The following is a 16,825-nucleotide window of genomic DNA, read 5'->3' on the forward strand; positions in this document are numbered from 1 at the left end:
GCCTGTTCATCGGCCTGACGCTGCTGTGTCTGCTGGCGACCTGGTTGTCGTTGGCGCTTGGACCGGTCAGCTTGCCGCTGTTCGACACGTTGCGCGCAGCGTTGCGTCTGTCAGGTGTGCCGCTGGCGCCGGACGGCCTGGAGCAGGCTGAACTGATCCTCGGCCAGATTCGTCTTCCGCGCACCTTGCTCGGTCTGGCGGTGGGCGGTGTGCTGGCGCTCTCCGGCGTGGCGATGCAGGGCCTGTTTCGCAATCCGCTGGCCGATCCGGGGCTGGTTGGTGTTTCCAGTGGCGCGGCGCTGGGGGCGGCGATTGCGATTGTCGGCGGCACGGTGTTTGGCGATGTGCCGGAGGGGTTTGCGCCTTATCTGTTGTCGGTGTGCGCGTTTCTCGGCGGACTCGGCGTAACGGCGCTGGTCTACCGACTCGGCCGGCGCAACGGGCAGACCCACGTCGCAACGATGTTACTGGCGGGCATCGCGCTGACGGCGCTGGCCGGCTCGGCCGTCGGCCTGTTCACCTATCTGGCGGATGATGCGACCCTGCGCACGCTGACCTTCTGGAATCTCGGCAGCCTCAATGGCGCCAGTTACGCGCGGCTGTGGCCGTTGTTGATCATCAGCGCCGGAGTCGCGTTATGGCTGCCGCGGCGGGCCAAGGCCTTGAATGCGTTGTTGCTCGGCGAGTCGGAGGCCGGGCATTTGGGGATCGACGTCGAGCGGCTCAAGCGTGAACTGGTGTTCTGCACCGCGCTGGGTGTCGGCGCGGCGGTGGCGGCGGCGGGCATGATCGGTTTCGTCGGGCTAGTGGTGCCGCATCTTGTGCGACTGCTCGCCGGGCCAGACCACCGCGTGCTGTTGCCGGCCTCGGTGCTGGCCGGTGGCAGCCTGTTGTTGCTCGCCGATCTGGTGGCGCGTCTGGCGCTGGCGCCGGCGGAATTGCCGATCGGTATCGTCACGGCGTTTATCGGCGCGCCGTTCTTTCTGTATCTGCTGCTGCGAGGGCGGGCCTGATGCTGCGTGCGCACAATCTGCAGATTCAGCGCGGGCGCAAAACCGTGCTCGACGAAGTTACGTTGCAACTGGAAAGCGGCGAAGTGCTCGGCGTGCTCGGCCCGAACGGTGCGGGCAAAAGCACTTTGCTCGGCGCGTTGTGCGGCGAGTTGGCCGCCAGCGCGGGCGAGGTGTCGCTTGACGGCAAGCCATTGCACGACTGGGCGCGAAGCCAGCGTGCGCAACGCTTGGCAGTGTTGCCGCAGGTTTCGACGCTGGATTTTGCCTTCCGTGTCGAAGAAGTGGTGGGCATGGGCCGCTTGCCGTATCAAAGCGGCCGCGTGCGTGACGACGAAATCATCGCCGCAGCATTGGCGGCCGCCGATGCCGGGCATCTGAGCGGGCGCAGTTATCTCGCGTTGTCCGGCGGCGAGCGCCAACGCGTGCATCTGGCGCGGGTGCTTGCGCAGCTGTGGCCGGGGCAGGCCGGGCAAACGTTGTTGCTCGACGAGCCGACTTCAATGCTCGATCCGCTGCACCAACACACCACCTTGCAGGCGGTGCGTGAATTCGCCGATCGCGGCGCGGCAGTGCTGGTGATCCTGCATGATCTGAACCTCGCCGCGCGTTACTGTGACCGCATCCTGCTGCTGGAAAATGGCCGGCCGGTGGCCCTGGATACGCCGGAGCAGGTGCTGCGCCCGGATACACTGCAAGCGGTGTTCGGACTGGAAGTGCTGGTGCAGCCGCACCCGGAGCGCGGCCATCCGCTGATCATCGCCCGCTGACTGAATCGTCGAGGTGTGTACATGCGAGCACTGTGGTTATTGATGCTGATGTTGCTTGCAGGGTGTCAGCATGCTGTTGCGCCAGCACCGGTCGGTGGCGAAATTCGCGACCTGCACAGCGGTGAAGTGCTGACCGCAGAGCAACTGGTGACGCGCCTTGCGCAATCCGAGCGACTGATCATTGGCGAGCAGCATGACAATGCCGATCACCACGCTGCACAGTTATGGCTGCTGCAAGCGCTCGGCGAGCAGCGCCAGCAAGGCAGTCTGCTGCTGGAAATGCTCACAGCGGATCAACAGTCGAAAGTGCCTGCCGCGCGCCAGATGCTGGCATCCGCCGATGTTGCCAAAGCGCTGGACTGGCAGGACGGCTGGGACTGGACGCTTTATGGGCCGATCGTGCGCTTCGCGCTCTCGCAACCGTATCCGCTGCTGGCGGCCAATGTCGATAACGACGAAATCCGCGCTGTCTATCGTGAGCCTCCGCCACTGAGCGGTGCGCGCAGTAACGCGGCAGCGGTGAAGGACACGTTGCTGCGGCAGATCAGCGAGTCCCACTGCGGCTTGCTGCCCGAATCGCAAATGCCGGCGATGCTGGCGGTTCAGCAGCAACGTGATCGGCGCATGGCTGAACGTCTGCTCGCAGCGCCTGCGCCCTCGATGCTGTTGGCCGGGGCGTGGCATGCGCGTAAGGATGCCGGCGTGCCGCTGCATGTTGTCGATTTGGACGTGGCCAAGGCGCCCACGGTGTTGACTCTGGCAGAGGAGGGCGACGCGGTGACGGCTGCGATGGCCGATTATGTCTGGTACACGCCCGCCACGGCCAAGCCGGACTACTGCGAACAGATGCGTCAACAGTTCAGCAAATGACTTTTTCGCAGGCAAAAAAAGACCCGGTAAAGAACCGGGTCAAATAACCGTGATTAGCCTGATGAGGAGATAATCTGAGAGTCCGAACCAAGGGCTTTTCAGAATATCGACTGATCTCGCGACCAGTTGTGATAATCATAGCGATTCTCATTACCGCGTCAACCATTGATTTTCCATTTTTACCATTTCGTCAGGGAATTGGCTGGAATGCCGCGTAACTAAAGGGCTTCAGCGCTGGCCTTCAGTGACCTTTGTGGGTGCGATCTGCCGGTTCAATTGGCCGATGCGCCGCGCCATGCTCTCGATCAGGCTATGCGCAATCTTCGGGTTGATGCGGGTCATGCTCAGAAACTGATCACCGGGAATCATCATCACTGTACTCGGGACGCGCGCGATCACCGTGGCGTTGCGCGGCTCGCCAGTGAAGATCGCCATGGCACCAAAAATCTCGTCCTTGGGCACGTCGCCGACCTTGTGTCCGTCGACAAACGCTTCGGCATGCCCGTCGATGATCACAAACACATGATCAGCAACGTCTCCCTGTCTGATCAGGGTGGCGCCGGCCTCGACCCGTTTGAAACCGTTGCTGCTGCGAAATTCACGCGGTTTCAACTCCGCTACGGCGAGGGCGAGAATCGCCAGGTGGCCCTGCAGGTATTCGACGAACTGCTGCGCCCGGCGTGCGTCAGCGAACAGATGCCGAAACACCTCCTCGCGGCGGTAAGGCTGCAAACGCAGCGGCGCATCGCAGCACCAACGACAATCAGCCCAGGCATCACCTTGCTGCAGACCAATCAAATCGCCTTCCTGCCAGTAAAACAGCGGACGCGCACCGATGCAGCCGTTGATCACACCGTCGCTCAGCAGAAACAACTGTTCAGCGGGCAACAGGGGCAGCAAGTCATCCGTCGCATCGACCTTCAAAACCGGCCCGCTAGGTGCGAGATCTCGCAACCACTGCGCGGGCAGGCTTTGCAAGCGGTTGATCAATGCATCGGTATGCGTCGATTGTTCGCCGAGTAAATACATGACGGTCGCAGCCCGTTCAGTTCTTGTGACGCGCGGAAATGGCTTCGAGCTGCTTGTTCAGGGCGTCCTTGCGCTCGGCCGGGATGTCGTTCCAGTGCACATCCATCAGCGCGCCTTCGATCGCATACAACAACACCTTCGATGCACGAAACCCGCGGGTACGCACGGCCCGGTAGGCGTCCACTGCGCCGAGCCGACGCAAGTCCGAGGCGCTGTGGATGCCCACGGCATGCAGCCATTGCGCCGACGTCTTGCCAAGATTTTTCAGGTGTTGCAGTTCATCATTCATCAAGCCTCCTTGCGACGGCCGAATGGTGCGTGGGCGAGCTTCTCAGGAGTGTAGCCATCAGTAGGAAAAGCGTGGTTGTTTGGTCGGATTCGACGCAAATGCTTCTAAGAAACGGCGTTTGAACGGCCTGCGAGCGCAGAAAGGAGGGGGACACAAATCAATGTAGGAGTGAGCCTGCTCGCGATAGCGGACAGGCAGGCAATCTATTTGTTGAATGTTAAGCCGCTATCACGAGCAGGCTCACTCCTACAGGGGATGGCGTTTTGTCAGGAAGTAATGGGCTATCAGCGTGTGCGATAGCGCAGCCGCGTACCGAAATTCATCGACATCAGAATCTCGTCGGCACTCAGCTCCGGTGGGAAATACGCGCCGGAAATCTGCGCGTGGGCCAGGCTTGCGCCTTCCAGCTGTGCGTTACGGAAGTCGATGCCACGCAAGTCGGCGGAACGGAAATACGCGTCGCGGAAATCCACGCCATCGGCATTCAACTCGCGCAGATCGAGACCGCGGAAATCGCCGCCGACCATGTCGATCGGGCCGTCCTGCGGACGCTCCTTGTTGAAGCCAGTGATGTCGTCTTTGTGCAGCAGGGCATACAGCGGGGTATCGAGAAGTTTCGGCTGGCTCATGTCAGATCACCTGTTGGTTTTATGACGCCAGTATAGTGCCACTATTTGACGGCCGTGAAGCGAGCGAGGGCTTCACGGCCGAAATAGTTTCTTACAGGCCTGGCAGGCGCTGACGAATCTGCGCGACCACTGTGTCGAGCGTGCCGGATTCATTGGTCTGCACGCGTTTGCTGCGCAGAATCTCTTCCGGCGTCAGCGCTTCGCGGTTGGCCTGTTGCGCTTCGATCACCGCCAGGGTGGCGTCGGACGGGTCTTTCTGGTCGGCCTGACGCACCGCCAGCCAGCTCTCGATCACCGCTTGCGGCGCGTTGCAATCGAGGATCAGGAACGGCGTGCCGGTGGCCTCAGCGATTTTCGCCGCGTTGTCGCGTTGTTCGCGTTTCAGGTACGTGGCATCGATTACCACCGGGAAACCGGCATGCAGGATCACTTCGGCGATTTCGTGCAGGCGCGCGTAGGTCGCGGCGCTGGCATCGGCGGTGTAAATCCCGGCCTGTACGTCATTGATGACGCTCTGCTCACCAAACAGGCGCTTGCGCTCGACATCCGAACGCAGACGGATCGCACCCAGAGCCTCGACCAGGCGCATGGCAACGTGGCTTTTGCCGACCGCGGACACACCGTGGGTGATCGCCATGAAGCGCGACGGAATGGTGCTGTAGCTTTCCGCCAGGTTGGCGTAGTTGCGGTACTGGCGCAGGGTGGTGGCGCGCTGCACGGCGGTTGCGTCCGCCGGCATGCTGAACAGCGCGACCTTGGCGCGGACCAGTGCGCGGTAGGCTTTATAGAAGTTCAGCACTTCCAGGCCTTGATAGTCGCCGGTCAGTTCCAGGTACTGACTGATGAAACGGCGCGCCAGTGATTTCAGGCCGCGGTCTTCCAGGTCCATCGCGAGGAAACCGGTGTCGGCCCAGACGTCAGTGAAACGGAAGGGCTCGTTGAACTCGATGCAGTCGAAGATCACCACGTTGCCATCGATGACCGTGGCGTTACCCAAGTGGATGTCACCATGGCATTCACGGGTAAAACCCGCGGCCTTGCGCTGGGCGAACAATGGCTTGAGACGTTCGAAGCTGCTTTCGGCCCAGGCTTTCAGCGCCTCGAGTTGCAGCAGGTCGTTTTTGTCGCTGAGAAACGGCAGGATCTGCTCAAAGTTCTGCGCGACCGGCGCCATTACGCTGTCCGGGGTGCCGGCGTCATGCTCGGCCGGGACTTTCGGCGCGTTGAGGTGGAAGCGGGCAATCTGCGCGGCCATCGCATCGATGTGCTGGGTGGTCAGCTCGCCGTTGGCTTGCAGCGTGCTGAGCAGGCCGGTCTGCGGGAACTGACGCATTTTCAGCACGTATTCGATCGGTGCACCGTCGCCACCCAGCTGTGGCGCTTCAACGCTGCCGGTGACTGGCAACACTTCCAGATACAAATCTTCAGTCAGGCGCTGGTTGAGGCGCAGCTCTTCGGCGCAGAAATGCGCGCGAGATTGGAGGCTGGTGAAGTCGAGGAAGCCGAAATTCACCGGCTTCTTCACTTTATAGGCAAAGGGGCCGGTGAGGATCACCCACGAAATGTGGGTTTCGATGACCTGGAACCCTTCGACGGGGTGCGGGTAGAGGGCCGGGTTTTGCAGGGCAGCGATCAGGGACTGGCTCACGGGCGATCCTTCAGAGACGGGAAATTCGAGGCCGCCATTATGGCCGCTTGCCCGCCGGACGCAAACCTCTGAGGGTGCCTGTTGAGGATCGATAAAGTGCGTATAATCCGCCGCCATGACTCGATCCCGATCCCCCCGTACCAAGAAAAAACCACCGTCCAAGGGCCTGGGCCCGTGGCTGAGCTGGGCCATCAAACTCAGTCTGGTCGGCCTTGTCGTGCTGGCCGGCTTCGCCGTTTACCTCGATGCCGTGGTGCAGGAGAAGTTCTCCGGCAAGCGCTGGACCATCCCGGCCAAGGTATACGCGCGCCCGCTCGAGCTGTTCGTCGGACAGAAGCTCAGCAAGGACGATTTCCTTACCGAACTCGATGCCCTCGGTTATCGCCGCGAAGCCGTTAGCAACGGCCCCGGCGCTGCTGCCGTCAGCGGCAACACGGTCGACCTGAATACCCGTGGCTTCCAGTTCTACGAAGGCCTGGAAAAACCGCAACCGGTGCGCGTGCGTTTCTCCGGCGATTACGTCGCCGAGCTGTCGGCGACCAACGGCTCCAAACTGTCGGTGGTGCGTCTGGAACCGCTGCTGATCGGCGGCATTTATCCCAAGAATCTTGAAGACCGTATTCTGATCAAGCTCGATCAGGTGCCGCCGTATCTGCTCGAAACCCTGGTCGCTGTGGAAGACCGCGATTTCTATAGCCACTGGGGCGTGTCGCCAAAATCGATCGCCCGTGCGGTCTGGGTTAACACCTCTGGCGGCAAGATGACCCAGGGCGGCAGTACCCTGACCCAGCAGTTGGTGAAGAACTTCTATCTGACCAGCGAACGCAGCCTGACCCGCAAGCTCACCGAAGCGATGATGGCAATGTTGCTGGAGCTGCATTACGACAAGAAGGAAATCCTTGAGGCCTACCTCAACGAAGTCTTCGTCGGGCAGGACGGTCAACGTGCGGTGCATGGTTTCGGTCTGGCCAGTCAGTTCTTCTTCGGTCAGCCGTTGTCCGAGCTGAAGCTGCATCAAGTGGCGTTGCTGGTCGGCATGGTCAAAGGCCCGTCCTACTACAACCCGCGGCGTAATCCGGAGCGCGCGCTGGAGCGCCGTAATCTGGTGCTCGACGTGCTTGCACAACAGGGCGTAGCCACGCCGGAGCAGGTTGAGGCGGCGAAGAAAATGCCGCTGGGCGTGACCACTCGCGGCAAGCTGGCCGACAGCTCGTACCCAGGCTTCATCGATCTGGTCAAACGTCAATTGCGTGAGGATTATCGCGACGAAGACTTGACCGAAGAAGGCCTGCGCATCTTCACCAGCTTCGACCCGATTCTGCAAATGAAGGCCGAAGCCTCGGTCAACGACACCTTCAAACGCCTGTCCGGGCGCAAAGGCTCCGATGACGTTGAAGCGGCGATGGTCGTGACCAACCCGGAAACCGGCGAAGTCCAGGCGATGATCGGCAGCCGCCAGGCCAGTTACGCCGGCTTCAACCGCGCGCTGGATGCGGTGCGGCCGATCGGTTCGTTGATCAAACCGGCTGTTTATCTGACCGCGCTGGAAAAACCCAGTCAGTACACCCTGACCAGTTGGCTGTCGGATGAACCGTTGTCGGTCAAAGGCGCGAACGGGCAAGTGTGGAAGCCGCAGAACTACGATCGCCGTTCCCACGGCACGGTGTTCCTCTACCAGGGGCTGGCGCATTCCTACAACCTGTCGACCTCGCGTCTGGGCCTGGAAGTCGGTGTGCCGAACGTGCTCAAGACCCTCGGTCGCCTCGGTGTTACCCGCGAGTTCCCGGCATTCCCGTCGATGCTTCTGGGTGCCGGCGGCATGACCCCGATCGAAGTGGCAACCATGTACCAGACGCTGGCCAACGGTGGTTTTAACACGCCGATGCGCGGGATTCGCAGCGTACTGACCGCCGAAGGCGAGCCGCTCAAGCGTTATCCGTTCCAGATTCAGCAGCGTTTCGACCCGGCCTCCATCTATCTGATCCAGAACGCCATGCAGCGCGTGATGCGCGAAGGTACCGGCAGTTCGGTTTATAACGTGCTACCCAAGACTCTGACGCTGGCCGGCAAGACCGGTACCAGTAACGATTCGCGCGACAGTTGGTTCGCCGGTTTCAGTCAGGATCTGCTGGCGGTGGTCTGGCTGGGCCGCGACGACAACGGCAAGACGCCCTTCACCGGGGCGACCGGTGCGTTGCAGGTCTGGACCAGTTTCATGCGCAAGGCCGATCCGCTGCCGCTGGACATGCCGCAGCCGGACAACGTCGTCCAGGCCTGGGTCGATTCGCGCACAGGCCAAGGCTCCGATGCCAACTGCCCCGGCGCGGTGCAGATGCCGTATATTCGCGGCAGCGAACCGCCACCCGGCGCCGCGTGCGCAAGCGAAACGCCTGCCTCGCCGGAGTCGGTGATGGATTGGGTCAAGGGCTGGATGAATTAAGCAAAGAGGGTTTCAAGTGAACAAGTGGTTGATTCCAGCGGTGACCGCCGTGGCTTTGCTCAGCGGCTGCTCTACCGTACAGCGTGGTTCGATTCCCGTCGTCGACTCCGGCACAGCGGTGTCCAACAGCGAGCGCATCGGTGCCAACGGCGGTTTCCGTCAGACAACGGTCAAGCGGCCGGTGCAGGGCCAGACTCAGGCCATTCCGCAGGGCGATACCGGCGTGGTGGTGATGGTGCCTGGCGGCGGCGCGGCCGTGTCGACACCGATCAGCTCTTCGCCGATCGTTCCGGGCCCGGCCTCCGGCGGCATCACGTCGGGGCCTTACAACCCGTCGGCGGTCGAATCGGCGCCGGCCAACTCCGGCAGCTACAGCATGCCGTCGACGCCGAGTGGCATTCCGTCGGCGAGCAGCGGCGGTGGCCTGTCGGCCGATGAACAACTGGAAGGCCCGGTGCTGGCCTTGCTGACCACTGCACAACAGCAGCAGGCCGGTGGCGACCTCAACGGTGCGTCGTCGAGCCTGGAGCGCGCCCAGCGCGTTGCGCCGCGTGAGCCGCAAGTGCTTTATCGCCTGGCGCAGGTGCGCATGGCCCAGGGCGATGCGCCGCAAGCCGAGCAATTTGCCCGCCGTGCGTTGACCATGGCCAACGGTCGTCCGGACCTGCAAGCCAGCCTGTGGGAGTTGATCGCTCAGGCCCGTGAGAAACAAGGCGATTCCGCGGGCGCCACGCTGGCCCGGCAGAAGGCCAAGGTCTCCCTGTGATGGATGCCCGTTTCCCGAAAATCGCTGATCAGTTGCTACTGATCGAGCGTGAGCTGCGCGCCCGAGGCTGGTGGGATGAGGTTGAGCCTTCGGCCGAAGCCTTGAGCAGTGTCGAGCCGTTTTCTGTCGATACGCTGGACTTCGAACAGTGGCTGCAATGGATCTTCCTGCCGCGCATGAAGATGATTCTGGAACAGGATCTGCCGCTGCCGAACGCCTCGGGTATTCAGGAAATGGCCGAGATGGTTTTTGCCCAGCGCAACCTTGGAGGCAAGGATCGTCAGTTGCAGGTGCTGCTCAAAGAGTTTGACCTGCTGATCACCGCCTCACGCTGAACCGCACACTGCCAGTGATCACTGGCAGTTCTGCGCAATCTGCTTCTGCGCTTCGACGATGCGCTCCTGACGCTGCGCATCGTCAAGCCGCTTCAACCGCCCCTCGACTTCCTCTCTCAAACGCGGATTGTTTTGCAGCTGCGCAAGGTTGGTCCGTGCCTGCTCGCAAAACGCCTGAAGCTGCGCCTGTTGCTCGGCCACCTGCTTCTTGACCTTGGCGTTGATCGCTTTCTGATCGCCGAGTACGCCGCTGCCCGGCATGGCCGAAGGTTTTGCCGGTGGCGGGGAGGGCGTTTGCACGGTGGTCGACGGCTGACCGGCAGGCGGCTGCGCATCGAAGTGGGTGACACCCTGGGCATCGACCCATTTGTAGATTTGAGCGGCCGAGCACCACGGGCTGAGGCCGATCAGCAGAGTCAGGAGGAGCGTTCGCATGCTGATTCCTTGGCAAAATTGCGCAATTGACGCTAACAGAGTAGCGCTTTTCAGGTTTTTTCTTGCGTTCTCATGTGCTTACCCACAATTAACCACACAGACGACTTGACTTGCAGAGGGCGAAACAGAAGAATCCAAAGTCCGCTGTAGAGGGACTGCCAGAAGCAGACCCACTCGGTAGATCATGAGGCGCACATCCGCGCCGACCTGTTACACCCGCAACGCGTTACCTCGCGCTGGGTGGGAAAGGCCCGCAACACTTGGGACGATCCCAATACTTGCTCAGTCAGTGCTGACGTAGTCGGCGACCACCGTCGCTCATGCTCTGCCGAGAAGTAAACCTATTAAGACCCGCCCCTTTTTGTGGACGGTATTCTGGCGTTTTAGAGGTGAACAACGTGGAGCTTTTATCTGGCGGTGAGATGCTCGTCCGCTTTTTGCGTGACGAAGGCGTCAAATATATCTACGGGTACCCGGGTGGTGCTCTCCTGCATGTTTACGATGCCCTGTTCAAAGAACCGGAAGTGACCCACATCCTGGTTCGTCACGAGCAAGCGGCAACCCATATGGCTGACGGCTACGCCCGTGCCACCGGTAAAGCCGGCGTGGTACTGGTGACTTCCGGTCCAGGCGCCACAAACGCCATCACCGGTATCGCCACCGCCTATATGGACTCGATTCCAATGGTGATCATTTCCGGTCAGGTGCCGAGCACCATGGTCGGCACCGACGCGTTCCAGGAAACCGACATGATCGGTATCTCCCGGCCGATCGTGAAGCACAGCTTCATGATCAAGCACGCTTCGGAAATCCCGGAAGTCATGAAGAAAGCGTTCTACCTGGCGCAATCCGGCCGTCCGGGCCCGGTCGTGGTCGATATCCCGAAAGACATGACCAACCCGGCCGAGAAGTTCGAATACATCTTCCCGAAAAAAGCCAAGCTGCGTTCCTACAGCCCGGCCGTTCGCGGTCACTCCGGGCAAATCCGCAAGGCAGCCGAAATGCTCCTGGCGGCCAAGCGTCCGGTGCTGTACTCCGGCGGCGGGGTGATTCTCGGCAATGGTTCCGCACCGCTGACCGAGCTGGCAAAAATGCTTAACCTGCCGGTGACCAATACGCTGATGGGCCTGGGCGGCTTCCCTGGCACCGATCGCCAGTTCATTGGCATGCTCGGCATGCACGGCAGCTACACCGCCAACCTGGCGATGCACCACGCTGACGTGATTCTCGCCGTCGGCGCACGTTTCGACGACCGCGTGATCAATGGCCCAGCGAAGTTCTGCCCGAACGCCAAGATCATCCACATCGACATCGACCCGGCGTCGATCTCCAAGACCATCAAGGCCGACGTGCCAATCGTTGGCCCGGTCGAGAGCGTCCTGACCGAGATGGTCGCGATCCTCAAGGAAATCGGCGAGACCCCGAACAAGGAGTCCGTGGCCAGTTGGTGGAAACAGGTCGATGAATGGCGTGGCGATCGCGGGCTGTTCCCTTACGAAAAGGGTGATGGCAGCAAGATCAAGCCGCAAACCGTGATCGAAACCCTGTGCGAAGTGACCAAGGGCGATGCCTTTGTGACCTCCGACGTCGGTCAGCACCAGATGTTCGCGGCACAGTACTACACGTTCAACAAGCCGAACCGCTGGATCAACTCCGGTGGTCTGGGCACGATGGGCTTCGGCCTGCCGGCGGCGATGGGCATCAAACTGAGCTTCCCGGACGACGATGTTGCCTGCGTCACCGGCGAAGGCAGTATCCAGATGAACATCCAGGAACTGTCGACCTGCCTGCAATACGGTTTGCCGGTGAAAATCGTCATCCTCAACAATGGTGTGCTGGGCATGGTTCGCCAGTGGCAGGACATGAGCTACGGCAGCCGTCACTCGCACTCCTACATGGAATCGCTGCCTGACTTCATCAAGCTGGCTGAAGCCTACGGCCACGTTGGCGTACGCATCACCGAATCGAAAGATTTGAAGTCGAAGATGGCCGAAGCTTTCGCCATGAAGGATCGCCTGGTGATCATCGATGTTTCGGTCGACACCAGCGAGCACGTCTATCCGATGCAGATCAAAGACGGCTCGATGCGCGATATGTGGTTGAGCAAGACGGAGCGTACTTAATCATGCGGCACATTATTTCCTTGCTTCTGGAAAACGAACCTGGCGCTCTGTCTCGCGTAGTCGGCCTGTTCTCGCAGCGCAACTACAACATCGAAAGCCTGACCGTGGCGCCGACCGAAGACCCGACCTTGTCGCGTCTGACGCTGACCACCGTGGGCCACGATGAAGTCATCGAACAGATCACCAAAAACCTGAACAAGCTGATCGAAGTGGTCAAGCTGGTGGACCTGTCGGAAAGTGCTCATATCGAGCGCGAGCTGATGCTGGTCAAGGTCAAGGCCACTGGCGCCCAGCGCGCCGAGATCAAACGCACCACCGATATTTACCGTGGACAGATCGTCGATGTCAGCGCCAGCGTGTATACCGTTCAATTGACCGGTACCAGCGACAAGCTCGACAGCTTCATTCAGTCCATCGGCACTGCATCGATTCTGGAAACCGTCCGTAGCGGCGTGACCGGCATCGCCCGCGGCGACAAAGTACTCAGCATCTAAACCAAATTAGCGCATGGCCTGAATGGCCGGATATAAGGGGAAATTCATGAAAGTTTTCTACGATAAAGACTGCGACCTGTCGATCATCCAGGGCAAGAAAGTTGCCATCATCGGTTACGGTTCCCAGGGCCACGCCCAGGCGTGCAACCTGAAAGACTCCGGTGTCGACGTTACCGTCGGTCTGCGTAAAGGTTCGGCCACCGTTGCCAAAGCTGAAGCCCACGGCCTGAAAGTGACCGACGTGGCTTCCGCTGTCGCTGCAGCCGACCTGGTCATGATCCTGACCCCGGACGAGTTCCAGTCCTCGCTGTACAAGAACGAAATCGAGCCAAACATCAAGAAAGGTGCCACCCTGGCCTTCTCCCACGGTTTCGCGATTCACTACAACCAGGTTGTGCCACGCGCTGACCTCGACGTGATCATGATCGCGCCGAAGGCTCCGGGCCACACCGTACGTTCCGAGTTCGTCAAAGGCGGCGGTATCCCTGACCTGATCGCGATCTACCAGGATGCCTCGGGCAATGCCAAAAACGTTGCACTGTCCTACGCTGCCGGCGTTGGCGGCGGTCGTACCGGCATCATCGAAACCACCTTCAAGGACGAGACTGAAACCGACCTGTTCGGCGAACAAGCTGTTCTGTGCGGCGGTACCGTTGAGCTGGTCAAGGCCGGTTTCGAAACCCTGGTTGAAGCTGGCTACGCGCCGGAAATGGCCTATTTCGAGTGCCTGCACGAACTGAAGCTGATCGTTGACCTCATGTACGAAGGCGGTATCGCCAACATGAACTACTCGATCTCCAACAACGCTGAATACGGCGAGTACGTGACCGGTCCGGAAGTGATCAACGCCGAATCCCGTCAGGCCATGCGCAACGCCCTGAAACGTATTCAGGACGGCGAATACGCCAAAATGTTCATCAGCGAAGGCGCAACCGGCTACCCTTCAATGACCGCCAAGCGTCGTAACAACGCCGCTCACGGTATCGAAATCATCGGCGAGCAACTGCGCTCCATGATGCCGTGGATCGGTGCCAACAAAATCGTCGACAAAGCCAAAAACTAAGTCGTCGTTGCTTGTATGAAAAAACGCGGCCTCGGCCGCGTTTTTTCGTTTGAGGCGGTGGTTCTGGTATAAAGCTGCATCGTTTGTGGCCGAACTGTCGTCCTCAAGCCTCTGTCGAATTTTCTCCAAACCGTTGCAAGGTAATGTCCATGAGCGAACGTCCCGAAGAGCCGAACAAGGCTTCTGACGCCGAAAGTCTGCTGCCCGTCGATGAACACATCGAAGAAGGGCACGACGCGGAAGGTCGTAAAGTCCGGCATCGTGGTATCTATCTGCTGCCGAACCTGTTCACCACTGCGAACCTGTTCGCAGGCTTTTATTCCATCATCAATTCGATGAGTGCCCAGGCTGCGTTGAGCGCCGGTGATTCGGCGAATGCGAGCAAGTATTTTGCTTTTGCCGCGATTGCGATTTTCGTCGCCATGGTGCTCGACGGCCTAGACGGTCGTGTCGCGCGCATGACCAATACGCAAAGTGCCTTCGGCGCCGAGTACGACTCGCTGTCGGATATGGTTGCGTTCGGTGTCGCCCCGGCATTGCTGGCGTTCGGCTGGGCACTGGGTGATATGGGCAAGGTCGGCTGGATGGTCGCCTTCATCTATGTAGCAGGCGCGGCGTTGCGTCTGGCGCGCTTCAACACTCAGGTCGGCACCGCTGACAAACGCTATTTCATCGGTCTGGCAAGTCCGGCGGCTGCCGGCGTGGTGGCTGGTATCGTCTGGGCGTTCAGTGATTACGGCATCCAGGGTTCGAAGATGTCGTTCCTGGTCGCGCTGATGGTCGCGGCGGCCGGCATGCTGATGGTCAGCAACATCAAGTACAACAGCTTCAAAGAGCTGGACTTGAAAGGACGTGTGCCGTTCGTGGCGATCCTGGCGGTGGTATTGGTGTTCGCCGTTGTGTTCAGCGATCCGCCGCGAATCCTGCTGCTGGTGTTCCTCGCCTATGCCGCTTCCGGGCCGGTGCAGTACCTGTTGCGTCTTCGTCGTCACAAAAACGCCGAGTGATGTAATTTCCCGCATACTCCGCAGTCAATGGGTGCATCAGTCCTCCAAAGCTGCGGAGTTGCCATGTTGATCAAAGTCCCTAAAGCGTCCGACTGCCATGAGTCGGATGTCACGCCTGAATCCATTTATCTCTCTCGTCGCCAATTGCTCGGGGCTACGGCCGCTGGTATCGCCGTCAGCACTCTGCCGCGCTGGGTGAGCGCCGCGGATGCCTCTCGTTATTCCGATGTCGAGCCTGGCAAAGCGCCGGCCTGGTTTGCTGAAAAACTTCCTTCGACCCAGTGGGGCGCGGTCAACGTCAAGGATGAGGCGATCACGCCTTATAATGACGCCACTCACTACAACAACTTCTATGAGTTCGGCACCGGCAAAGGCGATCCGGCGTCGAACGCCGGATCGCTGAAAACCGAACCGTGGAGCGTGGTGATAGATGGGGAGGTGGGGAAGCCGGGGCGATACGCGCTGGAAGATTTCATGAAGCCGTATCAACTCGAGGAGCGCATCTACCGTCTGCGCTGCGTCGAGGCGTGGTCGATGGTCATTCCGTGGATCGGCTTTCCGATCTCGGCATTGCTCAAGCAGGTCGAACCGACCTCCAAAGCCAAGTACATCCGCTTCGAAACCCTGCAGGATCCGAAGAGCATGCCGGGGCAGCGCTCGGGTTTCGCTCTGATCGACTGGCCTTATGTAGAAGGCTTGCGCCTGGACGAGGCGATGAACCCTTTGGCGATTTTTGCAGTGGGCATGTATGGCCGCGAGTTGCCGAATCAGAACGGTGCCCCTCTGCGTTTGGTGGTGCCATGGAAATATGGCTTCAAGAGCGTGAAGTCCATCGTACGCATCAGTCTGGTCAGCGAGCAGCCAAAGACCACTTGGCAAAGCATCGCCGCGGATGAGTACGGCTTCTATGCCAACGTGAACCCGGCCGTTGACCACCCGCGCTGGACGCAAGCGCGCGAACGGCGCCTGCCGAACAGTCTGTTCAAGCCGAACGTTCGTGATACGCAGATGTTCAACGGCTACGCGGATGAAGTCGCTTCTTTATATACAGGGCTCGATCTGCGGAAGAATTACTGATGCGATTCCTGTACTGGCGTATAGGCGTGTTCGTTGCGGCGGCCATCTGGCCGTTGCTGTGGTTGTATCAAGCTCTGGAGGATTCACTGGGGCCTGATCCCGGCAAAGTCCTGGTTGATCGTTTGGGGCTGGGGACGTTGATCCTGCTGCTGATCACCCTGAGCATGACGCCTCTGCAGAAACTGACTGGGTGGGCGGGGTGGATTGCGGTCCGCCGGCAGCTGGGGCTTTGGTGTTTTGCCTATGTGGTTCTGCATCTGGGCAGCTATCTGGCGTTTATCCTCGGTTTCGATTGGTCGCAACTGGCGGTCGAGTTACGCAAACGGCCGTACATCATTGTTGGAGCATTGGGCTTTCTTGGATTGCTGGTGCTAGCGGTGACGTCCAATCGCTACAGTCAACGTCGGCTGGGTGTGCGCTGGAAGAAGTTGCATCGCTTGGTTTATGTGATTCTGGGCTTGGGCTTGCTGCATATGTTGTGGATCGTTCGTGCAGATCTCGAAGAATGGGCGATCTATGCCTTTATCGGTGCAGTGCTGCTCGTTCTGCGTGTGCCGCCTGTGATGCGCAGGATCCCGCGGTTGAAGGCTGGGAAGCAGGTTTTGCAAGAAAAGCGAAATTAACGGTTGACGGCAGATCTGAGGTGTCTATAATTCGCCCCACTTCCGGCGCAGTCGAAACGGAAAACTCCTTGAGATTCAACGAGTTAAGAGGTTTTGGCAGTAAGCGGCTTCAGTTCATCGAAGCCCGAAAGGAAGTTGAAAAAGAGGTGTTGACAGCGGCGTGTAACGCTGTAGAATTCGCCTCCCGCTGACGAGAGATCGGAAGCGCAAGTGGTTG

Annotated in this window: 17 protein-coding genes; 12 read left to right on the plus strand and 5 right to left on the minus strand. The window is 60.0% G+C overall.

Annotated features, from left to right (window positions below; all coding sequences use genetic code 11):
• The first annotated feature begins 29 nt into the window (after positions 1–29).
• The 3 genes from J3P75_RS04825 to J3P75_RS04835 are packed head-to-tail and all read left to right on the plus strand — an operon-like array spanning position 30 to position 2,650.
• Entirely contained in the window at positions 30–1,013 is a 984-nt protein-coding gene (locus tag J3P75_RS04825; protein WP_434598287.1) for a FecCD family ABC transporter permease, read from the plus strand.
• Positions 1,013–1,780 carry a heme ABC transporter ATP-binding protein gene (locus tag J3P75_RS04830; protein ID WP_434709487.1) on the plus strand — a complete coding sequence of 256 codons (768 nt, stop codon included), beginning with the start codon at positions 1,013–1,015 and terminating at the stop codon, positions 1,778–1,780. The genes J3P75_RS04825 and J3P75_RS04830 overlap by 1 nt, the downstream gene beginning before the upstream one ends.
• A gap of 21 nt (positions 1,781–1,801) precedes the next feature.
• Positions 1,802–2,650, plus strand: a complete 849-nt coding sequence (locus tag J3P75_RS04835; RefSeq protein ID WP_434709488.1) for a ChaN family lipoprotein — start codon at positions 1,802–1,804, stop codon at positions 2,648–2,650.
• Positions 2,651–2,878: 228 nt separating this feature from the next.
• Here J3P75_RS04835 and J3P75_RS04840 read toward each other — a convergent pair whose 3' ends face one another.
• The 4 genes from J3P75_RS04840 to J3P75_RS04855 form a co-directional block, all read right to left on the minus strand.
• On the minus strand, positions 2,879–3,679 hold the full coding sequence (locus J3P75_RS04840) for a Crp/Fnr family transcriptional regulator (protein WP_434709489.1): 801 nt from the start codon (positions 3,677–3,679) through the stop codon (positions 2,879–2,881).
• 16 nt (positions 3,680–3,695) lie between these two features.
• Positions 3,696–3,968 (minus strand): TfoX/Sxy family protein, encoded by a 273-nt coding sequence (locus J3P75_RS04845; RefSeq protein ID WP_016773175.1) that lies wholly within the window; start codon positions 3,966–3,968, stop codon positions 3,696–3,698.
• Between the two features lie 284 nt (positions 3,969–4,252).
• Complete coding sequence (locus J3P75_RS04850; RefSeq protein WP_258447992.1) at positions 4,253–4,597, minus strand: pentapeptide repeat-containing protein; 345 nt, start codon at positions 4,595–4,597, stop codon at positions 4,253–4,255.
• Between the two features lie 91 nt (positions 4,598–4,688).
• Complete coding sequence (locus J3P75_RS04855; RefSeq protein ID WP_434709490.1) at positions 4,689–6,245, minus strand: AAA family ATPase; 1,557 nt, start codon at positions 6,243–6,245, stop codon at positions 4,689–4,691.
• Positions 6,246–6,360: 115 nt separating this feature from the next.
• Between J3P75_RS04855 and mrcB the strand changes: the two genes are divergently transcribed.
• From mrcB to J3P75_RS04870, 3 genes are read left to right on the plus strand one after another with little or no spacing between them, the layout of a single operon-like run.
• A complete protein-coding gene (gene mrcB / locus J3P75_RS04860) occupies positions 6,361–8,685 on the plus strand; it encodes a penicillin-binding protein 1B (RefSeq protein WP_434709491.1) in 2,325 nt (774 codons plus the stop codon).
• Between the two features lie 16 nt (positions 8,686–8,701).
• Positions 8,702–9,451, plus strand: coding sequence for a tetratricopeptide repeat protein (locus tag J3P75_RS04865; RefSeq protein ID WP_434709492.1), 750 nt, complete (start codon positions 8,702–8,704; stop codon positions 9,449–9,451).
• On the plus strand, positions 9,451–9,786 hold the full coding sequence (locus tag J3P75_RS04870) for a YqcC family protein (protein ID WP_434709493.1): 336 nt from the start codon (positions 9,451–9,453) through the stop codon (positions 9,784–9,786). The genes J3P75_RS04865 and J3P75_RS04870 overlap by 1 nt, the downstream gene beginning before the upstream one ends.
• Positions 9,787–9,804: 18 nt before the next feature.
• Here J3P75_RS04870 and J3P75_RS04875 read toward each other — a convergent pair whose 3' ends face one another.
• Positions 9,805–10,221, minus strand: a complete 417-nt coding sequence (locus J3P75_RS04875; RefSeq protein ID WP_434709494.1) for a DUF4124 domain-containing protein — start codon at positions 10,219–10,221, stop codon at positions 9,805–9,807.
• Positions 10,222–10,619: 398 nt separating this feature from the next.
• Between J3P75_RS04875 and J3P75_RS04880 the strand changes: the two genes are divergently transcribed.
• The 6 genes from J3P75_RS04880 (at position 10,620) to msrQ (ending at position 16,608) form a co-directional block, all read left to right on the plus strand.
• Complete coding sequence (locus J3P75_RS04880; RefSeq protein ID WP_090288639.1) at positions 10,620–12,344, plus strand: acetolactate synthase 3 large subunit; 1,725 nt, start codon at positions 10,620–10,622, stop codon at positions 12,342–12,344.
• 2 nt (positions 12,345–12,346) lie between these two features.
• Complete coding sequence (gene ilvN / locus J3P75_RS04885; RefSeq protein ID WP_003176102.1) at positions 12,347–12,838, plus strand: acetolactate synthase small subunit; 492 nt, start codon at positions 12,347–12,349, stop codon at positions 12,836–12,838.
• A 46-nt stretch (positions 12,839–12,884) separates the two neighbouring features.
• Positions 12,885–13,901, plus strand: a complete 1,017-nt coding sequence (gene ilvC, locus J3P75_RS04890) for a ketol-acid reductoisomerase (RefSeq protein ID WP_003228216.1) — start codon at positions 12,885–12,887, stop codon at positions 13,899–13,901.
• Positions 13,902–14,050: 149 nt separating this feature from the next.
• Positions 14,051–14,908: a CDP-diacylglycerol--serine O-phosphatidyltransferase gene (pssA, locus tag J3P75_RS04895; RefSeq protein ID WP_090286305.1), complete on the plus strand. Its 858-nt coding sequence runs from the start codon at positions 14,051–14,053 to the stop codon at positions 14,906–14,908.
• A gap of 63 nt (positions 14,909–14,971) precedes the next feature.
• Positions 14,972–15,985, plus strand: a complete 1,014-nt coding sequence (gene msrP / locus J3P75_RS04900; RefSeq protein ID WP_434709495.1) for a protein-methionine-sulfoxide reductase catalytic subunit MsrP — start codon at positions 14,972–14,974, stop codon at positions 15,983–15,985.
• Positions 15,985–16,608, plus strand: coding sequence for a protein-methionine-sulfoxide reductase heme-binding subunit MsrQ (gene msrQ / locus J3P75_RS04905; protein ID WP_434709496.1), 624 nt, complete (start codon positions 15,985–15,987; stop codon positions 16,606–16,608). Before msrP ends, msrQ begins: the two co-directional genes overlap by 1 nt.
• Positions 16,609–16,825 lie beyond the last annotated feature (217 nt).

The sequence above is a fragment of the Pseudomonas sp. R1-1 genome, from assembly GCF_051132135.1.
In the GTDB taxonomy this organism is placed as follows: Bacteria; Pseudomonadota; Gammaproteobacteria; order Pseudomonadales; family Pseudomonadaceae; genus Aquipseudomonas.

Bases quoted from the DNA above. Each gene is read 5' to 3' on its own strand.
- J3P75_RS04830 (WP_434709487.1), top strand. From the start codon at position 1,013: ATGCTGCGTGCGCACAATCTGCAGATTCAGCGCGGGCGCAAAACCGTG.
- J3P75_RS04835 (WP_434709488.1), top strand. From the start codon at position 1,802: ATGCGAGCACTGTGGTTATTGATGCTGATGTTGCTTGCAGGGTGTCAG.
- J3P75_RS04840 (WP_434709489.1), bottom strand. From the start codon at position 3,679: ATGTATTTACTCGGCGAACAATCGACGCATACCGATGCATTGATCAAC.
- J3P75_RS04845 (WP_016773175.1), bottom strand. From the start codon at position 3,968: ATGAATGATGAACTGCAACACCTGAAAAATCTTGGCAAGACGTCGGCG.
- J3P75_RS04850 (WP_258447992.1), bottom strand. From the start codon at position 4,597: ATGAGCCAGCCGAAACTTCTCGATACCCCGCTGTATGCCCTGCTGCAC.
- mrcB (WP_434709491.1), top strand. From the start codon at position 6,361: ATGACTCGATCCCGATCCCCCCGTACCAAGAAAAAACCACCGTCCAAG.
- J3P75_RS04870 (WP_434709493.1), top strand. From the start codon at position 9,451: ATGGATGCCCGTTTCCCGAAAATCGCTGATCAGTTGCTACTGATCGAG.
- J3P75_RS04875 (WP_434709494.1), bottom strand. From the start codon at position 10,221: ATGCGAACGCTCCTCCTGACTCTGCTGATCGGCCTCAGCCCGTGGTGC.
- ilvN (WP_003176102.1), top strand. From the start codon at position 12,347: ATGCGGCACATTATTTCCTTGCTTCTGGAAAACGAACCTGGCGCTCTG.
- ilvC (WP_003228216.1), top strand. From the start codon at position 12,885: ATGAAAGTTTTCTACGATAAAGACTGCGACCTGTCGATCATCCAGGGC.
- pssA (WP_090286305.1), top strand. From the start codon at position 14,051: ATGAGCGAACGTCCCGAAGAGCCGAACAAGGCTTCTGACGCCGAAAGT.
- msrP (WP_434709495.1), top strand. From the start codon at position 14,972: ATGTTGATCAAAGTCCCTAAAGCGTCCGACTGCCATGAGTCGGATGTC.
- msrQ (WP_434709496.1), top strand. From the start codon at position 15,985: ATGCGATTCCTGTACTGGCGTATAGGCGTGTTCGTTGCGGCGGCCATC.